Annotated in this window: 27 protein-coding genes; 25 read left to right on the top strand and 2 right to left on the bottom strand. The window is 46.2% G+C overall.

Annotated features, from left to right (window positions below; translation table 11 throughout):
- Positions 1-9 precede the first annotated feature (9 nt).
- The 10 genes from TX85_RS27800 (at position 10) to TX85_RS21925 (ending at position 7532) form a co-directional block, all read left to right on the top strand.
- Positions 10-873 carry a class I SAM-dependent methyltransferase gene (locus TX85_RS27800; RefSeq protein ID WP_222860722.1) on the top strand — a complete coding sequence of 288 codons (864 nt, stop codon included), beginning with the start codon at positions 10-12 and terminating at the stop codon, positions 871-873.
- Positions 833-1711, top strand: coding sequence for a MerR family transcriptional regulator (locus TX85_RS21965; protein ID WP_199558847.1), 879 nt, complete (start codon positions 833-835; stop codon positions 1709-1711). Before TX85_RS27800 ends, TX85_RS21965 begins: the two co-directional genes overlap by 41 nt.
- Positions 1712-1787: 76 nt before the next feature.
- Positions 1788-2750, top strand: a complete 963-nt coding sequence (locus TX85_RS21960; protein ID WP_044482001.1) for an ABC transporter ATP-binding protein — start codon at positions 1788-1790, stop codon at positions 2748-2750.
- Positions 2737-3471 carry an ABC transporter permease gene (locus TX85_RS21955; protein WP_044482000.1) on the top strand — a complete coding sequence of 245 codons (735 nt, stop codon included), beginning with the start codon at positions 2737-2739 and terminating at the stop codon, positions 3469-3471. Before TX85_RS21960 ends, TX85_RS21955 begins: the two co-directional genes overlap by 14 nt.
- Positions 3472-3491: 20 nt before the next feature.
- Positions 3492-3905, top strand: coding sequence for an ester cyclase (locus tag TX85_RS21950; RefSeq protein WP_044481999.1), 414 nt, complete (start codon positions 3492-3494; stop codon positions 3903-3905).
- A gap of 56 nt (positions 3906-3961) precedes the next feature.
- Positions 3962-4486, top strand: a complete 525-nt coding sequence (locus tag TX85_RS21945) for a hypothetical protein (RefSeq protein WP_044481998.1) — start codon at positions 3962-3964, stop codon at positions 4484-4486.
- Positions 4487-4497: 11 nt separating this feature from the next.
- Positions 4498-4929, top strand: coding sequence for a DinB family protein (locus TX85_RS21940; protein WP_233500825.1), 432 nt, complete (start codon positions 4498-4500; stop codon positions 4927-4929).
- A gap of 41 nt (positions 4930-4970) precedes the next feature.
- The gene (locus TX85_RS21935) at positions 4971-5390 is read left to right on the top strand and encodes a DUF3788 domain-containing protein (protein ID WP_044481996.1); all 420 of its coding nucleotides are present in this window, start codon (positions 4971-4973) and stop codon (positions 5388-5390) included.
- A 52-nt stretch (positions 5391-5442) separates the two neighbouring features.
- Entirely contained in the window at positions 5443-6393 is a 951-nt protein-coding gene (locus TX85_RS21930) for an ABC transporter ATP-binding protein (RefSeq protein WP_044481995.1), read from the top strand.
- Positions 6390-7532, top strand: coding sequence for an ABC transporter permease (locus TX85_RS21925; protein WP_044481994.1), 1143 nt, complete (start codon positions 6390-6392; stop codon positions 7530-7532). Before TX85_RS21930 ends, TX85_RS21925 begins: the two co-directional genes overlap by 4 nt.
- Positions 7533-7668: 136 nt before the next feature.
- Here TX85_RS21925 and TX85_RS21920 read toward each other — a convergent pair whose 3' ends face one another.
- Positions 7669-8073, bottom strand: a complete 405-nt coding sequence (locus TX85_RS21920) for a winged helix-turn-helix transcriptional regulator (RefSeq protein ID WP_044481993.1) — start codon at positions 8071-8073, stop codon at positions 7669-7671.
- A gap of 205 nt (positions 8074-8278) precedes the next feature.
- Between TX85_RS21920 and TX85_RS21915 the strand changes: the two genes are divergently transcribed.
- From TX85_RS21915 to TX85_RS21840, 15 genes are all read left to right on the top strand, one after another.
- Positions 8279-8857 carry an NAD(P)H oxidoreductase gene (locus TX85_RS21915; RefSeq protein WP_044481992.1) on the top strand — a complete coding sequence of 193 codons (579 nt, stop codon included), beginning with the start codon at positions 8279-8281 and terminating at the stop codon, positions 8855-8857.
- Positions 8858-8951: 94 nt separating this feature from the next.
- A complete protein-coding gene (locus tag TX85_RS28235; RefSeq protein WP_044481991.1) occupies positions 8952-9578 on the top strand; it encodes a TetR/AcrR family transcriptional regulator in 627 nt (208 codons plus the stop codon).
- Positions 9575-10201 carry a DUF998 domain-containing protein gene (locus TX85_RS26090; RefSeq protein ID WP_071784239.1) on the top strand — a complete coding sequence of 209 codons (627 nt, stop codon included), beginning with the start codon at positions 9575-9577 and terminating at the stop codon, positions 10199-10201. Before TX85_RS28235 ends, TX85_RS26090 begins: the two co-directional genes overlap by 4 nt.
- 56 nt (positions 10202-10257) lie before the next feature.
- On the top strand, positions 10258-11130 hold the full coding sequence (locus tag TX85_RS21895) for a pentapeptide repeat-containing protein (protein ID WP_044481990.1): 873 nt from the start codon (positions 10258-10260) through the stop codon (positions 11128-11130).
- A gap of 256 nt (positions 11131-11386) precedes the next feature.
- Positions 11387-12052, top strand: a complete 666-nt coding sequence (locus TX85_RS21890; RefSeq protein WP_044481989.1) for a GntR family transcriptional regulator — start codon at positions 11387-11389, stop codon at positions 12050-12052.
- Positions 12049-13230: an amidohydrolase gene (locus tag TX85_RS21885; RefSeq protein WP_044481988.1), complete on the top strand. Its 1182-nt coding sequence runs from the start codon at positions 12049-12051 to the stop codon at positions 13228-13230. Before TX85_RS21890 ends, TX85_RS21885 begins: the two co-directional genes overlap by 4 nt.
- A gap of 28 nt (positions 13231-13258) precedes the next feature.
- Entirely contained in the window at positions 13259-14302 is a 1044-nt protein-coding gene (locus TX85_RS21880; RefSeq protein ID WP_044481987.1) for a methionine ABC transporter ATP-binding protein, read from the top strand.
- Positions 14277-14936 carry a methionine ABC transporter permease gene (locus tag TX85_RS21875; protein WP_044481986.1) on the top strand — a complete coding sequence of 220 codons (660 nt, stop codon included), beginning with the start codon at positions 14277-14279 and terminating at the stop codon, positions 14934-14936. The genes TX85_RS21880 and TX85_RS21875 overlap by 26 nt, the downstream gene beginning before the upstream one ends.
- Before the next feature lie 258 nt (positions 14937-15194).
- Entirely contained in the window at positions 15195-16214 is a 1020-nt protein-coding gene (locus TX85_RS21870) for a uroporphyrinogen decarboxylase family protein (protein ID WP_044481985.1), read from the top strand.
- 11 nt (positions 16215-16225) lie between these two features.
- A complete protein-coding gene (locus tag TX85_RS21865) occupies positions 16226-17056 on the top strand; it encodes a MetQ/NlpA family ABC transporter substrate-binding protein (RefSeq protein ID WP_044481984.1) in 831 nt (276 codons plus the stop codon).
- Positions 17057-17073: 17 nt separating this feature from the next.
- Positions 17074-17883, top strand: coding sequence for a pyrroline-5-carboxylate reductase (gene proC, locus TX85_RS21860; RefSeq protein WP_044481983.1), 810 nt, complete (start codon positions 17074-17076; stop codon positions 17881-17883).
- Positions 17883-18647 (top strand): VOC family protein, encoded by a 765-nt coding sequence (locus TX85_RS21855; RefSeq protein ID WP_044481982.1) that lies wholly within the window; start codon positions 17883-17885, stop codon positions 18645-18647. Before proC ends, TX85_RS21855 begins: the two co-directional genes overlap by 1 nt.
- Before the next feature lie 167 nt (positions 18648-18814).
- The gene (locus TX85_RS21850) at positions 18815-19300 is read left to right on the top strand and encodes an RrF2 family transcriptional regulator (RefSeq protein WP_044481981.1); all 486 of its coding nucleotides are present in this window, start codon (positions 18815-18817) and stop codon (positions 19298-19300) included.
- Positions 19301-19376: 76 nt separating this feature from the next.
- On the top strand, positions 19377-20300 hold the full coding sequence (locus TX85_RS21845) for an NAD(P)/FAD-dependent oxidoreductase (protein WP_044481980.1): 924 nt from the start codon (positions 19377-19379) through the stop codon (positions 20298-20300).
- The gene (locus TX85_RS21840; protein ID WP_044481979.1) at positions 20300-21190 is read left to right on the top strand and encodes a class I SAM-dependent methyltransferase; all 891 of its coding nucleotides are present in this window, start codon (positions 20300-20302) and stop codon (positions 21188-21190) included. Before TX85_RS21845 ends, TX85_RS21840 begins: the two co-directional genes overlap by 1 nt.
- Here the strand turns inward: TX85_RS21840 and TX85_RS21835 are convergent.
- Positions 21187-22815: a response regulator gene (locus tag TX85_RS21835; RefSeq protein ID WP_044481978.1), complete on the bottom strand. Its 1629-nt coding sequence runs from the start codon at positions 22813-22815 to the stop codon at positions 21187-21189. The two genes, TX85_RS21840 and TX85_RS21835, sit on opposite strands and share 4 nt — an antisense overlap.
- Positions 22816-22839: the final 24 nt, after the last annotated feature.

The raw sequence follows: 22839 nt of genomic DNA, 5'->3' as shown, positions 1-22839 counted from the left end.
GGGGGAAATATGCTGGCGGCATGTTTGGATATAGAGCCTGCGGAGTTCTTCACTCCTTTCATCCTGCTTCATCCTGAGCAGGACCGCTGGACGGATGTATCGCTCAGCAGAGTGTTCTATGACAAGCTTGGCAGTGAAAAGGAGCTCCATATGCTAAAAGGCGCCGGGCATTTTCCGATTGAAGAAGAAGGGTTGCAGTTACTTGTGCGAAATAGCATTTCATTTATTGAGAGGCACCGCAGGGAAGCGGAACGGGGAAACCCGTGGGAAAAAATAAAGTTAACGGACTATGAAAACCATATGAAATCAGACTCTGTCAGACAGCTGCAAGTCCTGAACGCGATGATGAAGGAGCAATTTGCTCAGTATCCTGTCAAAAGCATCATGATTTTGGGGATTGCGGGCGGAAACGGCCTGGAGCATATCGATCCAAGGGTAATCAATCATGTAATTGGCGTAGACATTAACAGCGATTATCTGGATGCCTGCGTAAGCCGCTATCCTCAGCTGAGTGACCTGTTGGAAATGCTTTGCTTGGATTTAAGGGAGGATTATTCGCTGCTTCCTCATGCCAATCTGGTTGTAGCCAACTTGTTTATCGAATATATCGGCTGCGCCTGTTTCCAACAAGTCATCAACCAGGTTAAACCGCATTATGTATCATGTGTTATTCAAACGGATACAGAGGACGCATTTGTGTCAGCTTCTCCGTATAGTCGTGTCTTTAACGATTTGGACAGGGTGCATCACCAGATAAGCGCAAAATCTTTGATCCAGGCTATGGAAGAGATTCACTATCACAACGTATCCCAAGCGGAAGTACTTTTGCCAAATGGTAAAAAGTTGGTGCGATTGGACTTTAGGCGTTTGTAAGGAAGAGGAGGTAAAAAAACTGCTTAAAATCGGAGATTTTTCTGCCCTATCTAAAATAAGCATTTACAGGCTTCGGCACTATGATGAGATCGGGTTACTCATTCCGGCGCATATTGACGAAGGCACAGGCTATCGTTATTACAACAAAGAGCAGCTTCCTGTCGCCAACCGTATTCAGGCGTTAATAGATATGGGCCTTGGTTTGTCTCTGATCAAGAAAATATTCGCAGAATATAACAATGAAGAGAGCCTGAGGCGCTATTTAACGATCCAGGCCGCTCAAAAGCAAGAAGAAATAGAGGCGATGCAACAACAATTACGCTTGCTTCAAACAACCATTAAGGGGCTTGATCAAGGCTCCTCTCTTTCGAGGTTTAACATTGCGATTAAAAAGCTTCCCGAAAGAAGCGTAATCAGCTACCGTAGTACAATTGCCGCCTACAATCAGGAGGGACTGCTGTGGGAGAAGCTATCAGAGGCGATTGAGGAACAAAACATTCAGCTTGCCAATCCAGGTTATAACATAGCCATTTTTCATAGTGAAGGGTATGTTGAACAGGAAATAGATGTGGAAGTTCAGCGGGCTGTCATTGGAACCTATAGAAGCACAGACACCGTAAGATGTAAAAGCGAACCTGCGACGATCGCTGCTGCATTGACCTACAAGGGCGGTTATTATCAGCTTGAAGAAGCAATTGAAGCCATCGCAAACTGGATTTCCGAAAATGCTTACGAGATGAATGGCCCGATCTTCAACATTTATCATGTTTCCCCTGAAACGGAATCAGACTCGGACAATATGATTACCGAAGTATGCTTTCCCATTAGAAGTATATAACCTCATTTATTCCTGCTTGACTCTGGCACAGTGCGATACTTTACGCTTAACACAAAGAGCCAGGGAGGGATAAATATTGGAAGCCATATCAGTTAATCAATTATCAAAAGTTCATGCAAATGGTAAAAAGGCGCTGGATCAGTTGAGCATTTCCGTTTTAACAGGGGAAATATTCTCTTTGTTGGGTCCAAACGGAGCGGGGAAGTCAACATTCATTCATATTTTGACTACGTTTTTAAAGCCTACCAGCGGTCAAGTATCTGTCTTAGGTCATGATGTACAGACGGAACCCAATGCCGTTCGGGCCCTTATTGCCTGTGTCGCTCAAAACGTATCCATCGACGATCACTTGTCCCTAAGGGAGAACATGCTGTTTCAGAGCCGGCTGCATGGACTGGATCGAAGGACGGCTAACAGGCGTATGGAGGCTCTGATTGCTGCATTTGGCTTAAAGGAATATGAAAAGCATAAGCTGACCGCCTTTTCCGGCGGCATCAAACGGCGTCTGGATATCGCCATGAGTATGATTTCCTATCCCAAAATTTTATTTCTGGATGAACCAACGGTAGGCATGGATATTGAATCGCGGAAAGCGCTCTGGGAGACGGTTAAGCAAATCAAAACGGAATTCGGCACAACCGTTTTTTTGACAACCCATTACCTGGAAGAAGCAGACATGCTTACTGACAAAGTATGCATTATAAAAGACGGACATGAGCTGGTACAGGATACGCCTCAGCATTTGCGGCAGCATACTCATAAAAATATCATCCGGATTGAACTGGATGCTTCTGCAGAACCTCAGGCATGGGCAGCGAGTCTTTCCGCTCTGCCGTTTATCGAAGGAGTGCGACAAGAGAAAAACATCCTGTACGCAAATACGCATAATGCAAAAGAGGATTTTCCCGTTCTGAACCGGTTTTTAATGGACCAGGAGACTCCCTATTCCGCGATTGGAGTGGTCACGCCCAGTCTCGACGATATTTTTCTGTCTCTTACGCAGGCAGAGAAAGAGGGGGAGCTGAATGCAAGTGTATAATCTCGTTTGGCGAAGCGTTAAATGGCGCTTTCAGAATCCGGTAACCATTATCATGACTTTGGTCCAACCGCTGATATGGCTTCTATTGTTCAGCACCATGTTTAGCCACAATCGCGCGGAAGAACATTACACCTCTTTTATCCTGCCCGGCATTCTGGTTATGGGGGTGTTGTCAGGCTCCGGCGTGAGCGGCATTGCCAACTATTCTTTAAAAACCGGAGGCAGCTTTTACCGGATGATGATATCCCCTGTGAAGAGAAGCTCCATTATACTGGCTCACATTTTAGATGCGGCAGTCCTGTCCTTTATCCAAATCATCATTATGGCAAGTATAGCTTTTGCAATGTCTGTACGGATTGCGTCAGGTATAAGCGGAATGCTCCTTATGGCCGCCTTATTGTTTTTAACCATAGCGTTTGTGTCGGCTGTTTCTTACACGATCAGTTTTATCCTGCCAGATGAAAATTCCTTTATTGCGCTTATCAATACGGTTACATTGCCTTTATTTTTTGTCAGTTCCGCTTTGATACCTTACGAACAGCTTGAGGGCGGCTTCCGGATCGCAGCCATGCTCAACCCGTTCACCCATGTCATCAATAGCCTTAGAATGCTGATGCAGACCACAACGACGGATTGGTTTCAACTGCTTGCTACCGGAGGGCTTATCTTCATTCTGGGCATAGCCGCTTTTGGTATAGCTGTCCTTACTCAGCGGAAATGAATGTGAAAGGAGCAACTAATATGAACCATGTGGAAAAAGTAAGGTTTTTTTATGAGTCGATTCTATCTGAGCATTTAATGGATGAAGTTCCTCATTATGTATCAGACCAGTGTGCGATTAGAACAGGGGACAAAATCATTCCGGTTGGGATAGAGGGCATGAAGCAACACATGATTGAAGTAAGGCAGACCTATCCTGATTTAAAAATGCTCATTACGGCTCAATATTGTGACGGTGATTACGTCATTTCTGAATTTATAATGGAAGGAACACATCAAGGCGAGTGGCTCGGCATGAAACCTTCTGGCAAGAAGTTGTGTATTACCGGAGTCAATATTGACAAGGTACTAAACGGAAAAATTGTGGAGCATGGAGGGGCGGCCAATACATTTGAAGCTTTGTTTGCGGCCAAAATTATTTGCCCCGCTCCGTAACAAGGAGCTGCGGTTCCACTATCGGGCGAAACAAGCAATCGGGGGGAATTATTATTATGAGTAAGCTTCAAAATATGCGAGGCATTGAAATCAGGAAATTCCGTGCGGTTTCCTCAGGCTTGAAAACATTTGACGAGTTGTTTGGCAAAGACGGCTTTAGCGAATGGTTAGAGTCTCACCGCCATCTGGTACAAGAGCATATCTATGAACCTGCAGACTTTTTATGGCATGAGGGCGATAAAGAAACATGGGGATATGGGCTAAATATTTTGATATCAGCAATAAAGGATGATGTTACTCAAGCGGACGTAGTTCCTTACGAAATCATTGAATTTCCGGGTGGGATGTTCCTAGTTGCCACAGGGGATGAAAACAACAAGGATGACCTGAACGACACCGTGAATGAGATGATGAACTGGATAAAAAACAGCGACGTTTTTGAATATGGCGACTTTCCTAAAAGTGGAATGTGCAATATGCCAAACCCTGGCGGTGCTTTTGATCAGGCGCTTGGTGTTGCCCAACAGCAAATCTACTTACCATTAAAACTGCGTTCAAACCTAAGAAAGAGTGATAAATGATGAGTTCAATAGTGGAATTAGAAAAACTGCTTAATGAAATACCAAAGGTCATAAACCGCATTGAAGATCGTGAGTTTATGAATAAGGTTTCGGCAAACAAGTGGTCAAAGCAAGAAATATTAGGACATTTATGTGACTCGGCGGTAAATAACCATTCCGGATTTGTCCGAATCATTTTGACTGATGAACCAGTGAGTATTGATGGATATAAGCAGAATGAATGGATCAGAATTCATGATTATCAAAACAATTATAGTAAGTCAGATTTGCTTGCATTATGGATTCAACTCAACAAACAAATACTGAATGTCCTGAGAAATGCTAGTGAACTGGATTTCAATAAGCAATGTATCTTAAGCGATAAGCGCAGGGTTACCCTACGCTGGTTATTTGATGATTACTTAAGTCACATGCTGCATCATATAAAACAAATTGAAAGCTGACGATCTAGAAAATAATAAAACTTCAAGATGGAGGTGATGTAATGCTTGAAAAAATACCAACCCAAGAGGAAATGATAGGTTTGCTTGGGCAACCGTTACTCGATGTATGGGTACAGCTAACCAACCTAATAGAATCAAAATACGATATGGAACGTCTCTGGAACAGCGGCGGGAAGAGATGGACCTACGAGTATAAGTATCGCAGGGGCGGCAAATCTTTGTGTGCCTTGTACGCAAAAGAGAATGTGTTCGGCTTTATGATTATTTTCGGTAAGGATGAGAGGGCCAAATTTGAGGCTGATAGAAATAATTATTCACCAGAAGTGCAACGAGTTTACGACGAGTCTACCACCTACCATGATGGCAAATGGATGATGTTTGAGCTGACCAGCACTTCTTTATTTCCTGATATGGAAAAGCTGCTACAAATCAAACGGAAGCCCAACAAAAAGTACAAGTGATTTGAATCTGTAGCAGGTTAGGTACGGGACCATCCTTAAAAGGGGAGAGAGCATGGAGAAGGAAATATTTCTTTCTGTGGACGGATTAAGCAAATCCTACGGAAGCACACGGGTCGTGGATCAGGTAAGCTTTTCGGTATTTAGAGGAGAGGTCTTCGGATTGCTTGGCCCAAATGGCGCCGGCAAAACGACGACGATCAGTATGCTGTGCGGACTGTTGAAAGCGGATGCCGGAAACGTGGCTTATGGTGGAATCTCGATATCGGCACACTATCGTCAGGTTAAAGGGATGATCGGATTATGTCCCCAGGACATTGTGATCTGGGAGAAACTGACCTGTTCTGAACAGTTGAAATTTGCCGGGATGTCCTATGGATTAGCTCCAAAAGAGGCCGGCAAAAGGGCAGGGTGCCTGCTGGAAGCCCTTGGACTTACAGATAAAAAGAATAAGCTTGCCGGGACTCTTTCCGGAGGCATGCAAAGAAGGCTGAATATCGCGCTTGCGCTTGTCCATGATCCGGATCTGATCATTCTGGATGAACCTCAGGCCGGGCTCGATCCGCAGAGCCGTGTTCTTGTGCGAGACTTTATCAGACAACTGGCGGCCCAACAGAAAAGCGTACTTCTTACGACGCATGACATGGATGAAGCCGATAGACTGTCCAATCGAGTAGCTATCATTGACCATGGGAAAATACTCCAGATCGACACGCCTGAAAGACTTAAAGAAAAATCAGGCAAGGGAGATATTTTACAGGTCAGACTCAGCGGAATACCCGCGGGGCAAACCGATAAACTGCTGGAAGCCTTTCCGCCCGTATTCACAGAAAAAAAGCTGGTAGACGGTCTTTTATTGCTTGGCGCAAGCCATGTGGTTGAGCACATTCCAATCGTTAACCAGACATTAAAAGCATTTCGTATCCAGATGGAGGATATGACGATCCGTAAGCGGACGCTTGAAGACGCATTTATTTCTATGACAGGAAGGGGGCTTCGGGAATGAAACTGATTGCGGCTGCAATAAAGTCATGGAAAGAAAATATTCGGGACTGGAAAGTACTTGTGATGGTGCTGTTTTTTTCTCCGTTTTTTCTGCTGATCATGTACTTGTTTTATGGGGGAGAGCCGACTACATACCATATCGGAGTTCTTAATCTCGATGGCGGCAAACCGGCGACTGAGCTGGTTGAAATGATCCAAGAGAAGAAGGGACAGAATGGCGAGAATATATTCAATTTCAGCCCTATCACTGAGCTTCCTGAATTGGAGGCGCAAGTAAAAGAGAAAACAATCGATATTGGAATGGTTATTCCTAGCGATTATTCCAAAATCCATGCCGATGCCATCTCAAAGAAAGCGATTGTCCCGTCGGAAGTCCATTTTTACGGGAGCATGAATAATCTGCGATATCCCGTTGCGGCAGTCATGGCCGCTGATGAGGTGAATAAACAAGGGATCGCGGCCGTCCAAATTACACTTCCTGCTTTGATAACCGAAACCTTTTTGGAGAAACAACTTCCCTTAAATGAGTTTGACGGTTATGTTCCGGGGTTGCTGGCTTTGGCCATCTTAATGATCTTGTTTACCGCATCCGCGTCCATTGTGAAGGAGAACGATAAAAAAACACTGATCCGGCTAAAGCTAAGCCGTCTTGGAGCCGTTCATTTCCTTACGGCTATTGGTATGGTGCAAGCCGTTATCGCTGTAGGAGCGCTTGTTCTTTCTTATTGGACTGCATTGGGGTTGGGCTACAGTCCGGCAGGGAATTTCGGGCCTGTTCTTCTGATTGGCATCATTTCCAGCCTTTCGATGGTGTCCGTGAGTCTGGTAGTGGCAAGCTTCCTGAATACGGTTTTTGATGTGTTAACCGTGGGCTGTTTTCCATTTTTTATCCTCATGTTCTTTTCAGGCGCGATGTTCCCACTGCCGAAGTTGAATATGCTCTCGATCCTTGGGCATCCGTTGGGGCTGACGGACATTTTGCCGCTTACGCATACGGTGAATGCCTTTAATAAAATATTGAATTACGGAGCCGGCTTCTACGAGATCCGATTTGAGGTTTTCATGATGGTTGTGCTCACACTGATCTATTTTTTTGCAGGATTAGTTCTATATCAGAAGCGCAAGCTGTCCAAAGCGTAAATTTCGGTTGAATTCAATAGATCCAAAAACAAAAATCGTGACTTTTACGGCCATGGCATTCACGGCTATCTTGTTGGGTTGTGCGGTCTACGTTGGTGCTTACACCATACCTTTAATTACTATCCCTATGTCCAGATCATTGAGTAGAGTTCGGCATTTCCGGTAAGTTACGAAATTCTTCCAGAACCTTGGACTTATCGCCATAAATTTTTTCCAGGTGATCCTCTCCCCAATAGCATAGATGGTCAAGTGCGGGCTTTAATCCCCAGCCGTAGGATGTCAAATCATACTCTACTTTTGGAGGCACCTCATTATAAACCATCCGTGTGATGATCTTATCCTTTTCCAGGCCTCTGAGCTGAGTGGTCAGCATTTTTTGAGTAATGCCCGGAATTAGCCGGCGAAGCTCGGACGTTCGTTTTCTCCCCGTCATCAGATGGTAGATAATCAAGGGCTTCCATTTGCCCCCCATTACCTCTAAAGCCGCCTCCACGCCAACTTGATATTTCTTCCGAATGCTATTCTTCATCTGTTCAGTCATTTACAATCCTCCTTCACTTCACACTGCTGTTCGAGTCAGTTTCCAGGGAACAGGCTTGGGTACTTCCATGTTCCTAAGGTACCTGTGTCATCCTATAGAACCTAAAAGTGCGTACTTCCGGATCATTTTCCTACTGATTATAATAGCATCAGCCATTGATCATGGCTAGAAATCAGCTGCTGGAGAAAGGTAGTGAAGATGCAAGATGAAAGTATTAACCGTTGTTTCTCACCCGAGAAAAGATTCCCTTACCTTTAAGGTGGCCGATCGTTTCGTACAAGGCCTCGCCGAGGCTGGCCACAATTATGAGATATTGGATTTGCACGGGATTGGGTTTGATCCTGTCTTGGAAGGAGCGGATGAACCCAATTGGTCCGCTTCGGAGCAGACCTTTTCTCCTGAAGTAGAGCTGGAAATAAAACGGATGAAGGAGCATGATGCTCTGGCATTTATTTTTCCAGTTTGGTGGTGGCATCTGCCGGCTATGTTAAAGGGCTATATTGACCGTGTATGGAATAATGGGTTTGCGTATGGTTTAAACCACCTTCATCATCAGCATGTCTTGTGGATGGGTCTGGCGGGCGTTTCGAAAGAACAGATGAAAAAGCGCAGCTACGACGAAATGATTACTCATCTGCTGAATGTGGGCATTGCGGATTATTGCGGTGTATCCAACTCTAAGGTTGAATTCTTATATGAGACTCTGGATTCAAATCCTAGTCATTACGAGTTGCTGCTGAACCAAGCTTACCGCTTAGGTTTGAATTATAACAAGCAGGTTTGAGGATTTCGAACAAATGAGGAAATCTATTGCAAGCTAATAACCATTAGCTTACAATAAGGCTAATGAACATTAGCCAAGGAATGGATTGGTTTTGATGACAACAAAGCAACGAATCATTTACTCGGCGCTAACACTTTTAGCAGAAAAGGGATATGACGCCGTGAGTGTCAGTGAAATTGCCAAAGCTGTCGGGATTAAAGCTCCGTCCTTATACAAGCATTTTTCAAGTAAACAGGACATCTTTCATGCGATACTTACTGAGATGGCAGAGAGGTACGAACAGCGGGCAGCCCAAATGCAAATGAATGGCTTAGACGCACATGCGGATTTGGAAAGGCTGGCTCTCTTGTCGGAAAATCAGCTCGTAGAAATGGGAAAAGAGCTGTTTCTATTTTTTCTAAGAGATGAGTATGTATGTAAGTTTCGAAAAATGCTGACGGTGGAGCAATATCGAAATCGAGAGCTTGCTGCGCTCTATTCCAAGCAGTATGTAGAGGATCCCTTGACCTATCAAGGCATGCTATTTGACCTGCTGGCCCAGGCTGGTGTATTCAAGGACGAGTCTCCGCAAATAATGGCGGTTCACTTCTATGCCCCGATTTATATGCTGCTGACTTTATGTGACCGGCAGCCCGAGCGCGAGCAGGAGATGCTTCAACTGGTGGAACAGCATATAAAGCAATTCAGCAGACTTTATAAAAATGGAGGAAACTCAAAGTGAAGCGGACGCTAGTTCAATGGTGCGGATTGTTGGGAATCATCAGCTTGTTCTCCTATGCGGCAGCGGTGCTTTTTTCTCCATTAGCCTATCCCGGATATCAATGGATGTCGCAGGCGGTGAGTGATCTCAGCGCAAGCAATGCTCCTTCCAAAGTGCTGTGGGGGCGGCTTGCTTCTCTGTACGACATCTGCGGTATCACCTCTGTAATGATGGTATGCGTATTTATACAAGGAAAGCTGAATAGAACGATTCGGCTCGGAATTTATTTGTTTGCGGTGATGAATTGGGTGTCGGCTATTGGATATGCAGCTTTTCCGCTCTCTGTCCAGGGGAATGCCGGTACTGCGTTTCAAGATATCATGCATGTATATGTCGTGACAGTGCTTGTTGTCCTGCTCTCCGTTCTTTCGCTCATTCTGATTATGGCCGGAGGATATCGGGACAGACGTTATCGCTATTTAGCTGGCTGGGCAACGGCGGCTTTACTATTCATGCTCGCGGGAGCCGTTGGAACAGGGATCGTACCTGTAGCCTATTTTGGCATTCCCGAGCGCTTCAGTGTGTTTGCCGCAACTGGATTCAATGCGGTATTAGGTGTTCGCTTGTATAGAGGTTTTAACTAAGACAGCCATAGAGAGAACAGCCTTTCATTTACATAAAAATTGAAGAAGGTAATGACATGAATAGGAATACAGCCAAAAGTATAAGAAATAATTTAACAGCTGATTGCTCTAAATGCTTTGGACTTTGTTGTACAGCGCTTAATATAGTACAATCAAGTGATTTTCCCATGAGTAAACCCGCAAATACGCCCTGCGTCAATTTGAAATCGGATTATAGATGTAATATTCACACTCAATTAAGAGACAAGGGATATAAAGGCTGTACAGTATTTGATTGTCTAGGTGCCGGACAAGTTGTATCTCAAGTTACTTTCAACAACGTAAGTTGGAGAGAGAATCCGGAAGCTAGAGATCAAATGTTTAGAGTATTTCCTATAATGGATCAAATTCACGAAATGATTGCATATGCAGCAGAGGCTTTGTCGTACGATCTTCCGAGTGCGTTAACTGATACGCTAAGCAAGAAATTAGCCGAGCTGCAGAAGGTGACTGCCTGGAGTGCCAGCAAATTATTAGCTTTTGATCTAGCAACCTATCGGTTCTCACTGAATGGATTGCTTACAGAGGCTAGTGATTCAATTCGAGAAACTGCGATTGCAGAATTACCTGGTGCTAAAAAACTTAAAGACTTGGATCGTTCAAGAGTTAATTGGATGGGAAAAAAGTTGAATGGCAAAGATTTAAGGGCAGTTGATTTTAGAGGAGCATTACTAATTGCTGCCGATATGCGAAATTCAGATTTAAGAGCGGCAAGCTTTATTGGCGCCGATTTGCGTGACGCTGATTTTAGCGGCGCCAATCTTTCTACTAGTATGTTTTTAACCCAGATGCAAATGAATTCGGCTAAAGGTGATGCAAAGACGGTACTACCTTTTTATATACAGCGGCCTTCTCATTGGATACGTGTTGGATCAGGAAGGAGTAGTTAAAAAGGCACCATGTGTAGCAAGTTGACAAGTATAGAGGATTTAATACGAAACAAATCATGTTTTCCAGAGAGAGACCTGGATTTAGCCAGGTCTCTCTCTTTGTAATTGTAACATTTTTAATCCCTGAATACCCACTTGACTAGGTGGAATAATAGGAATATAGTATAAAAAAGCTTAAACATAGGGATTAAAATAAATTGTATACAATTATGCAATTTGCCTCGAGATGAATCGTGGAGGAGATGGTTAGCTAGTGATGAGATCAAGAAGGTTGTCAAAGGACAATGTTTACTATGAATTAAAACAAAAAATCATAGATAGCGAGCTGAAGCCAAACCAAGCTGTAAACGAAGAGAACTTAGCAGCATTGCTTGGGGTCAGTCGTACACCGCTAAGGGAGGCCATACAGAGGTTGGAGAATGAGGATTTTCTCGTTCGGCAGCCCAATGGAAGGCTGAAGGTAGCTTCCATAACAGTTAAAGAGGTTGAAGAAGTCTTTCTTGTTCGCAGCATGCTTGAAGGCTATATCGCGAAGAATGCGGCTAAGAATGCAACAGATAAAGATATTCAAAAATTAACGGTAATCCTTGAGAACATAAAACAATCCTTCCAGCTAGGCGATAATCAGAACTTTGTATCCTATGGCTTTGAATTTCATGATTATTTATCGGAAATGAGTGAACTCACCGTTTTCGAGAAGGTTTTGAATCAATTAAGAGACCACGCGCTTCGCTACTGTCGCTTTGTTTCCTTGCACGGAGATTGGACAAGACAGGCAGATGAAGAACATGGCTTAATCTTACAAATGATAGCTGACAGAAATGAAGACGGCGCTGAGAAAGCGATGCGAGATCATATTATTAGCAGTCTATCTATTGCACTGGAGCGAATAAGAGGGATGGAAGGAGACAAGGAGGCATGAGTGCAGTGGGGGAAAACAATTTGACTGTGCAGCCATCGGATTTGGGCAACTACTTAATTAGCGTTCGAAGAAATCTTCACAGAGAGCCTGAATTGGCATATGAAGAGTTCAAAACAACCGAGAAGCTGCGGGGCTGGCTGACAGCAGCTGATATCCAGATCATGGACCTCCCGTTGGCAACGGGATTAATTGCAGAGATTGGACAAGGCGATGGGCCCATTGTGGCTATTCGATGTGATATCGATGCACTTCCAATAGAGGAGCAAACAAAGTTGCCCTTTGCATCAGAGATTCCGGGGAAAATGCACGCCTGTGGACATGATTTTCATACCGCTACGATTTTAGGCGCTGCTTTGCTGCTAAAAGAGCGCGAAAGTGAGCTTCCCGGCAGAGTGAGAATCTTATTCCAGCCCGCAGAGGAAACCGGCCATGGGGCAGAAAGTGTCCTGGCATCTGGAGGTCTGAAGGATGTTGCTGCCATATTTGGACTTCATAATTCCCCTGATCTACCAACTGGAACCTTCGGAATGAGAACCGGAGCTTTAACAGCAAGTGTTGATCGGTTTGAAATTACGGTAAAAGGTGTCGGGGCCCATGCTGCTACACCGGAAAAAGGTGTGGATGCCATTGTGACAGCGGCTCAGATCATTACCATGCTGCAGACGATTGTTAGCCGTCAAAATAATGCGATAGAGCCGGTGGTATTAAGTGTAACGAGAATTAACGGGGGCTTTACATGGAACGTTCTCCCGGAAAAGGTGGAGCTCGAGGGAACGGTTCGAACTTACAATGAAGAGATTCGCCGCCTTATTCCTGTTCAAATGACGCGCATCATCGAAGGAGTCGCTGAAGGAGCCGGAGCTGAGGCACAGCTGCATTGGTATCCTGGGCCTCCAGCAACTATTAATCATGCGGAATGGGCTGATTTCACCAAAGAGGTCGCCTCAGAGGCCGGGTATGATGTGCATGATATTCCGCTGCAAATGGGGGGCGAGGACTTTTCATTTTATCTGCAACAGATCCCAGGCGCATTTGTAAATATCGGAACAGGACCGGCCTATGCACTCCATCATCCTCGTTTCGATGTTGATGAGGCTGCACTATTGCCTGCCGCTAAGTACTTTGCTTCATTGGCAGAGCGAGCCCTTGAGAAGCTGCAAGCGAAAGCTTCATCCTAACTCTAGAAAATGATTGAGGGGAACCAATATGATTGAATTAAAGAATGCTTCCAAAACATTCACTCGGAAAGGGATCACGATCGAAGCTCTGAAGGGAATCAATTTGAAGGTTGAAAAGGGAGATATCTTCGGGGTAATCGGCTATAGCGGTGCCGGGAAAAGCACATTAATTCGTCTAGTCAATTATCTGGAAAGACCTACAGAAGGACAGGTCTTGGTGAATGGGCGTGACTTAGGAACTTACAACGATAAAGAGCTGCGATTGGCCAAAAAGAACATAGGTATGATTTTTCAACATTTCAACCTGCTAGAATCCAAAAAAGTATTTGATAATGTAGCGATTCCCCTCGTCCTATTGAAAAAGAGTAAAAGTGAAATCCGTCAGCGGGTACAGGAGCTGCTAGAGTTTGTAGGATTAAGCGACAAAGCGGGAAGCTATCCGAGCGAGTTGTCAGGGGGACAGAAGCAGCGTGTTGGAATTGCCAGAGCGCTTGCCTCGAATCCATCGATTCTTTTGTGTGACGAAGCAACCTCTGCACTTGATCCACAGACAACACAATCTATCTTGCAGCTTTTAAAAAGAATTAATGCAGAATATAACATTACGGTGATGATTATTACACATGAAATGTCCGTCATTCAAGAGATTTGCAACAAGGTAGCTGTGATGGAAGAGGGACGAATTATAGAACAAGGGAGCGTTCTGGAGGTGTTTGGTCATCCCCAGCATGAGACCACGAAAAATTTTGTGAAGACAGTTGTTCAAAATAGCATGACACCAAGTGTTGAAAAATCATTAAAGGCCGAAAACGGAAGTCTGCTCTACAAGCTCAATTTTGTTGGCAAAAGTGCTTCCGAGCCTATTCTCTATGAGATGATCCGTTCCTTCGATATTAAGGTCAATATCCTATTTGCAAATATGACAGAGATTCAAGAAACAACCTTGGGAACAGCGATCATTCAATTGTCCGGTGATAGAAAGCTGGTAGAGGATGCCCTGGCATTTTTGACAAGGCATGGAGTCAGTGTGGAGGAGGTAGAGTCTTATGTTTTCGACCACAATAACGAATGAGCAATTTCTGAAGGCAATTATAGAGACAATTCAAATGGTAGGAGTCTCCCTTTTCGTGGGTTCCTTATTAGGGATTCCATTGGGAATATTACTCGTCATCACTCGCCCGGGCGGCGTGCTGGAGAACAAAGCGCTCTATGCCATCCTGAATCCGATCATCAACATCGTTCGCTCTCTGCCCTTTATTATTTTGCTGGTTGCCATTATTCCGTTCACAAGATTGATTGTTCACACTTCGATCGGGACAAGTGCAGCGATCGTACCGCTGATCATCTATATCGCACCCTATATTGCACGTTTAGTAGAGACTTCTCTGCTTGAAGTGAACCCGGGAATTCTTGAAGCTGCCGAGGCCATGGGGGCGACGCCCTTGCAGGTCATATGGTACTTTTTGTTGCCGGAAGCAGTAAGCTCATTGATTCTGTCACTAACCACGGCAACGATCGGCTTGATTGGAGCGACCGCAATGGCCGGAACCGTGGGTGGCGGTGGAGTCGGAGACTTGGCTATCGTGTATGGATATCAACGCTTTGACACCGTAGTCGTTGTAACCACCGTGATCATACTTGTCATTTTAGTACAGGGAATACAGTCTTTAGGCAACACGCTGGCGAGAAAAATTCGCCGTTATTAGATAACTAGATAAGTTGAACTAAATGAGCTACGCAGAAAGGGCATAAGTGTGAAGTGTTACAAGCTTTCTGCAAGAAAGCTACTTCGGAAGCATTCAGCGGAAGCGTTCGCCTTTGTGAGTGGATTTCCACCTTATGATGGCTTAGTTCAATCAGAGAAATCCGCGAACAACAGCGATCGTAAGAATACTTCACACGTTGACCTCAACGTGCGTACGTTATTAGTTCAACTTAATAGATAACACAGGGAGGAACTTCAATTGAGTGCATGGAGCAAGCAGGATCGATTCAATGCCCTATTATCCGGAGAGCGGGCAGACCGTCCCATTGTCAGCGGGTGGCGCCATTTTATTGACAAGGAACAGAATGCGGATGATTTGGCGGAAATAACGATTTCGTTTACGAAAAAACATGATTGGGATTGGGTCAAGATTAATCCGAGAGCGACTTACTTGGCAGAAGCTTGGGACAATCAATATGACTTTACCGATTATCAAACCGTATTCCCTAGGCAGAAATCAACGGTTATCCCAACGGCGGAGCGTCTTTGGGAGCTTGAAGTGAAGAAGGCAACCCAGACGCCATCACTACAGGAGCATTTGGAGGCAGTTCGAAAGATACGTCAAGGGTTACCCGATACCCCGCTGATTCAAACGGTATTTTCACCCTTAACGGTGCTGCTGTTCATTGTAGGGCGATCGGCTTATGTAACCAAAACCGTATTCGGTATTGAGCAGCCCGTTACTTTGGATTCGCTGTTCAAGGAACATAGAGCGGCGGCTCACCATGCGCTACATGTCATTTCATTAACCTTAGCTGATTATGTGCAAGAGCTGCGTCAAGCAGGCTCGGATGGTTTGTTCTACGCGGTAACCGGTACGGCGCATCCGGGTTTGTTTGATGAAGCTAGGTTTGATGAATTCTCCAGACCGTATGATTCTATTGTCCTGGAAGCTGCAGCCTATGGTAAGAATATTCTTCATACCTGCGGTGCTCATGCGAAGCCGGAAAAATTTAATGATTATCGAATTGACGGAATCAGCTGGGATACTGTAGCCGAAGGAAATCCTGGTTTGGATGCAGATCTCAAAGCTACGAAAGTAGGGGGCGTTGATCACGGATTGTTCGCAGCAAATGATATTATACAGATTCGCAAGCAAGCGAAGGATGCTTTAGCCTTTATGAAGGACCAACCGTTTATTCTCTCGCCAAATTGCGCGATTCCGTTGAACGTGACGGATGAGGCGTTGGAGCAATTTAAAAATATAATATTTGAATAGGAGATGGGTGTATGAAAAAATTAATGTTGGTAGTGTTGATAGGGGTTCTTGCAGTGCTGACGGCTTGCGGCAGTAAACAAGCGGACGATGGCGGGGATAAGAAGAAGATCACGGTTGGGTTTGGAGTCGGTACCTATGAGGAGCAATTCCGTCAATCGATCTTGCCAATCCTGGAGGAGCAAGGCTATACCGTTGAAATCAAAACCTTCTCGCAAAATATGCAGGTCAATCCCGCGATGAAGGAAGGCTCCATTGACGCGAGCGTGTTCCAGAGCACGGCCTATATGGAAGCAATCAACGAGGAGATTAATGCGGACATGGTAGGGATTGCTTATGTTCCAGGGGCTCCGCAGGGTCTGTACTCTGTAAACCATACTTCACTGGACGATGTCAAAGACGGTACAACCGTAGCTGTTCCTAACGACCCGGTAAACCAAGAGCGCGCCCTTCGTATTCTGGAGGAGCTGGGCTGGATCAAGATTAAAGAAGGAGCAGGTGTCGCTGATTTCAACATCAATAGTATGGAGCCGGACAAGTTTAATATCGATATTAAGATTTTGGACCCGGCACAAATTCTCGTATCACTTCAAGATGTTGATTATGGGGTTGTAAACGGCAATTACATTGCAAATGCGCCGGACAGAAAGATTACAGATGCGCTTAAAATTGAAAATACACCTATGCAGCATAGAATCATCGTATCCATTAACAAAAAGGATGAAGGCACTCAATGGGCAAAGGATTTGAAGGCCGCATATGAATCCAAGGAGTTTGAGGAATACATCCTCGGCCTAGAGAAATATGATGGTTTTATCCTGCCGGAAGCGTGGGAGAACAACTAACTAAGGAAGTGGCTGACATGACAAAGAGAAGGATTCATTTTATTGGCGGAGGACAGATGGCGGAAGCGATTATTCGCGCATGTATTGCCAAGGGTACGCTGCCCGCAGAGCAAATCAGTGTATCCGATATTAATGAGGCGCGCCTTCAGTTGTTAAATACAAAGTACGGCGTTAATACGGAAGGCAGACAAGAGCAGGTCCTCTCCACGGCAGCATTAATCGTAGTGGCTGTTCGGCCTCAAGATGATCTGGCAGCACTTGGACACCTTGTTCAGCAATTTGCCTCGCCGTCTGCCGCTATCGTGTCGATCGTAGCGGGGGTAACGATTGAAAAGCTGGGCAGCTACTTTGGAGTTGAACGTCCGATCATCCGGGTCATCCCGAACACGTTGACCGATACGGGATATGGATATAGCGGTGTAGCCTTGAATGCATTCGCTGCCAAGGATCAGGTTGAAGATTTCCTGCTTGGGTTCGGCAAAGTGCAATATCTCGAGGAGTCTCTGATAGACATCTTCACCGGGTTTGGAGTGGCCGGACCTAACTATATCTATTACTTCATTGAGTCTCTTGCAGACGCTGGCGTACTTGCAGGACTGCCGCGGGAGCAAGCATGGAAGGTAGCGCTGGAGAACATGCTGGGTGCAGTTGCGATGCTGCAGCAGACAGGCATGCATCCGAGACAATTGCTTGATATTAATAACTCGCCTGGCGGGGTGGGGATTCACGGCTTGTATGAGCTGAACAATAGCGACTTCGCTGCCGGGCTGCAAAGAAGCGTTCTGGCGGCTGTGAAGCGGACCACCGAACTGGGAGTGAAAGAATAATGGCAAAGCTCAAATGGGACCACTTGGTGCATTACGTGAATAATCTGGACAAGCCGGTTGAACTCTTCGAAGAGCATGGTTTGGCAGCCTTCAAAGGAGGAGCTCACAAGGCTTGGGGGACCTATAATACCTTAAGTTACTTTGGGTTAACTTATATTGAGTTTCTTGGCATTGAGAATCTGGAGTTAGCCAAGGCGACCGAGCATAATGTCGTTGTAAGGGATGCGGTTAAAGCTCTTCCAGAGCATGAGATACTAAGTAGAGTTGTACTTCGCACTGACGATATTGAAGAGGTAGCTGCTTCTCTCAAGTTGGCAGGCTTATCCCTATCCCCTATCATCGATGGCCGGCGTCTGGATCATGAAGGCAGATTAATAGAATGGCGGATGCTGACCATTGATGGCGACTTCCAAGGGCTGGTCTATCCATTTATTATTCAATGGAGCGGAAACGATGAAGAAAGGCTGGAGCGCCTATCCGCGTCTGGAGTCATACGGCCTCACCCTTCGGGTCATGCTGAAATTGTAAATGCCGTATTCCGCGTCTCCAATCCTGCGGCTGCCGCCGAACATTGGGGAGAGTTATTTCAATTGCCTGTTATAAAATCACATTCTGAATCGGCTACCCTGAAAATTGGAGATAAGTCCTTTGACTTCGTACAAGGAGACGAGAACCAATTCAAACAGGTCATCATTGAAACAGATTCAACGGAATTACAAGGAAAGACCCTTCGGATTGGTGAAGGAGAATATGTCTTCGTTTGATAGTTGATTTATGACAGGTATTCCACCAGTACCGGCTTTTCAAGCAGCTTTTTTGCTTGAGAAGCCGGTATTTTTAGGTTCAAGGTTGTAATCCACGCTCTAGTCTGTTATTATGGATACCGTAGATCCATAATTAATGATTATCAAAAGAAAAGGAAGACAGAATGATGCAGTATTCCAAAAGCACTGATTACGCGCTGCACGCCTTGCTTCATTTGGGCCATTCGGATCGCCAAAGCAATATCGGGATTAAAGAGCTGTCCTCGAAGCTTGGAGTGTCCGAAAGTTATTTGTCCAAAATTATGTCCAAGCTGCGGCAGGACGGGATTGTGCGGGCCGTTCCCGGGGTAAATGGCGGCTATGAGCTGGCGCGGCCTGCCGATCAGATTACTTTTCTGGATGTGATCCAAGTCATCGAGGGAAGACAGCGGCTATTTGAATGCTCCAATTCAGCCTCTCAGCAACATCAGCTATTAGCGAAACCGGGAAACGAGGCGGAAGGCGATTGCGACCGGACGGATGCCCCGCGAAATACTTGCTTGGTGGAACGAGTGATGTACGGCGCTGAGCAGCATCTTCACCAATACCTGCAGGAGCAGACTATTCAGTCTGTCCTGAATATGGCAGCGAAGAATTGCGAAATGAAGCCATGAGCAAGAAGTAACCCCTTCTTGCACCTCAATTATGGATATCACAGGTCTATAATAACAATGAAAGGTGGAACAAAAAATGACGAATAGCAAGAGGTACGATGTTCTGATTATTGGAGGCGGTCCTGCCGGGCTGAACGCAGCCCTAGTGCTGGGAAGAGCAAGGAAGGACGTGGCTGTGATCGATGAAGGATCCCCGCGTAACGCGGTAACACAGCATGCCCATGGCTTTCTTACCCGTGACGGAATCACGCCAGGCGAGTTCCGGCGTATTGCCCAGGAAGAGATAAGCGCCTATCCTTCCGTAACCTTTATTAAGGATAAGGCCGTAGCCGCAACGGGGGAGGATGGAGACTTCCAGATTACGACCGCACAGGGATCCGTATATATGGCCAAAAAGTTATTCTTCGCGGTAGGAATGGCTGACCGCCCGCTGAACCTTCCGGGGTTATCCGAAGTGTATGGAAAAAGCGCTTTTGTCTGCCCTTACTGCGATGGCTGGGAATTGCGGGACGAGCGGCTTGTAGTCATCAATCAAGGACCGGAGCTTATGCATTTTGCACCTGTCCTATGGGGTTGGAGCAAGAATCTTACCATCTGCACGAACGGTCCCGATGGATTAACGGAAGCTCAGCGCGAAGAGCTTCAGCAGCATGGAATCTCCTTATTTGATTCTCCGATTCGTCAGATTGATTCGGTTCAGGGGATTGCTCAGCAGGTTGTGCTGGAGGACGGAACCTCCATTCCATGCCGGGGGATCTTTTTCAAGCCGGATCTGGTGATGGGGTCCCATCTTCCGCAGGATATCGGCTGCAGAATGACGGATGAAGGAATCGTGGCAGTCGATGAGTATGGAAAGACGAGTATCCCAGGCGTATATTGCGCCGGAGACGCAGCCTCACGGATGCATCAGGCCATTGCCGCTGCCTCTAAAGGTGCGGTCACTGCTGCCGCGATAAACAATGAATTGAATACGGAAAACTGGATGAGAGAGGGAAAATAATGAAGAACGAATTTTTTAGTCTCGAGGTTTGGGAGCAGGCCTGGAAAGAGCAGGGGGATGCAGTTCTTAATAAGATGAAGCTGGCCGGCTTTTCGCCAGCCAATGCTTTTGACCATAAGGCAGAGACCTTTAACGAGCAGTCCTTCAACGAAGAAGGGAGAAAGAGAAGCAGACGTATTCTGAACTGGATTGAGGACCAGGGAGTCCGCTTTCATCAGGCCTCCGTGCTGGATATCGGGGCTGCCTCCGGCGTGTTCTCCGTTCCGTTCGCAGAGCAGGGAGCCCATGTGACTGCTGTTGAGTCCTCTTTGCCATTGGTGAAGCTGCTGGAGGAAAATACGAAGCCTTTTACCGATAACCCGGTGAAGATAGTTCCAGAGCCTTTTGAAAACATTGATGTACACGCCAGAGGCTGGAACCAAGCCTTTGATCTGGTCTTTGCCTCCATGTGTCCGGTCATCTACAACTGGGAGAGCGTAGAGAAAATAATTCAGTGTGCGAAGCAGTATTGCTACATCAGTATGCCGGCAGGTGCCGCAGAGAACAGTCTCGCAAATGAAATCTGGCCTTTGATTAGCGACAAGCCGCATGCCTCGAAGCCGGCGGAGGTTGCTTATCTCCTGCATCTCCTGTTCCTCAAGGGCTATTCGTATGAATCGCTAGTTACACGGGAGCTGAAGACGACCGAGGTCTCTGTCGAAGCAGCCATGCAGGAAATGATCAGCTGGTTCCGGGGCCAGGGGCTGGCCGAGGATACCCGGAAAATGAAAGTGGTTGCCGACTATTTGGAGCAGGCCTATCCGACCGGCGAAGTGATCATCCATCAAGGCGGGCGATTTGCTAAAGTGCTTATTCGTTTGCAAGATGAAAAGATGTATTCGAGAAATTAACGCTCAGCTTGCGATAGAGTGCCCAGGCGCTGCATGTATTCCCGCGGCGAGATCCCCTCTACCTTTTTGAACACTTTGCTGAAATAAAATGCACTCTCATATCCAAGACGCTGAGAAATTTCATATATTCGTCCTTCGCCGCGCTGCATCATTTCTTTAGCCGCCGAGATTTTGGTCTCCGTGACATACTCGACAAAATTGACCTTGGCGGTCTTGGCGAACAGATGGCTTAAGTAATTGGGACTGAAGCTGAACATATCCGCCACCTGATTCAAGGATAGCTTGCTGTCCAGATTACGCTTGATATATTCCTGGACATTTCTGACGACTTGTTCCTTATAAGTCTGCCTGCGGCCGGGCAGAATGCTGCAGCAGCCGTCGCGGAACTGGATGAGCCAATCAATGATCCCCTCCATGGAATGCTTCTGGTAAATCGCCCGGTAGCCTTCAGGCTCATGTTCGAAAATGTGCTCGACAATCTGTTCGCCATCCGCGAGCAAGGAGGTAGCCATGTAGAGCAGATTGCTTGCCGCATCTGTTGCCGAGACCAGCAGGTGCGGCTGTCCGGCAAAGCGGTCGATCAGCCGGGTGATCATCTCATGGAGAGCCTGAACATCCATCTCCTCAAAGGCCCGGCGAATGTCCGAGCGCAAGGCGGAGTAATCAAACAGGGAAGCATCCGGCTCGGAAGCTTGCGGTTCATTTGTGAAGAAGACAATGCTCTGCTCCTGGCTATTTACAGGCAGAGCTTTTCTTGCGGACTGGTAGCTTTCATATAGCAAATAGGGATCCTCAACAGCGATGCCAACGCCTGCGATCAGGATGACATTAAAGTAATTGTGCAGCAGCCTCGCCATGTCGTGCAGCCGCTTTTGCAGATCACCCAGCCATAGGTCCGTTTCTCTTCCCGGCAGAGGCAGGGTAATGGCAAAGTTTCTAAGATCCAGGCTCGTGATATGACAAGGCCCGGAGGAGGCTAAGGTCTCTCTGGCCATCTGAACCGTGCTGGTACAAAGGGCAGCGAGCTTGTCTCCGCGGGCAGGCACGGTGTCCGGACCCAGAATGCGGCATGTACAGACGACGTAAGCCGGGGCATCCAGCTCGAGCTCCAGATCATTCTTTTGCAGGAGAACCTGCTCCCTGCTCTCAAACAGATGATTAAACAAGCGGATAAAAAATTTATCCCGAAGATCCTGCAGATTTCTGCGATAATCCAGCTGGGGCTGCCCGGAAGCCGCTTCGGATTCCTCCAACATGGAAATAGCCCGCAGGACGGATTCCTCCAGCATTTTCGGAGTGAGCTCCAGCTTCACAAGGTAATCGACAGCCCTTACTTCGATCGCACCGCGGGCATATTGGAAATCTTCATAGCTCGTTAAAATAATGAATTTCGGAGCACACCCTGATTTTCTTCGCACAGATTCAGCTACTTGCAACCCCGTTTTAATAGGCATTTTAATATCGGTGATAACAATATCAGGCTGCAGACTATCGATCATTTCCTCGGCCTGCGCGCCGTTATGGGCTACGCCGACAATTTCGATCCGGTAATCCTCCCACCTCAGCATAGACTGAAGACCAACGCATACAAGCGCCTCGTCATCGGCAATCAACAATTTGATCATACGGTTCACCTCGCCTGAAGATTT

The organism is Paenibacillus antibioticophila (assembly GCF_000455265.1).
GTDB lineage: Bacteria > Bacillota > Bacilli > Paenibacillales > Paenibacillaceae > Fontibacillus > Fontibacillus antibioticophila.
Note: the sequence above shows the minus strand (reverse complement) of the source record. Positions and strands in the feature narration are given on the sequence as shown.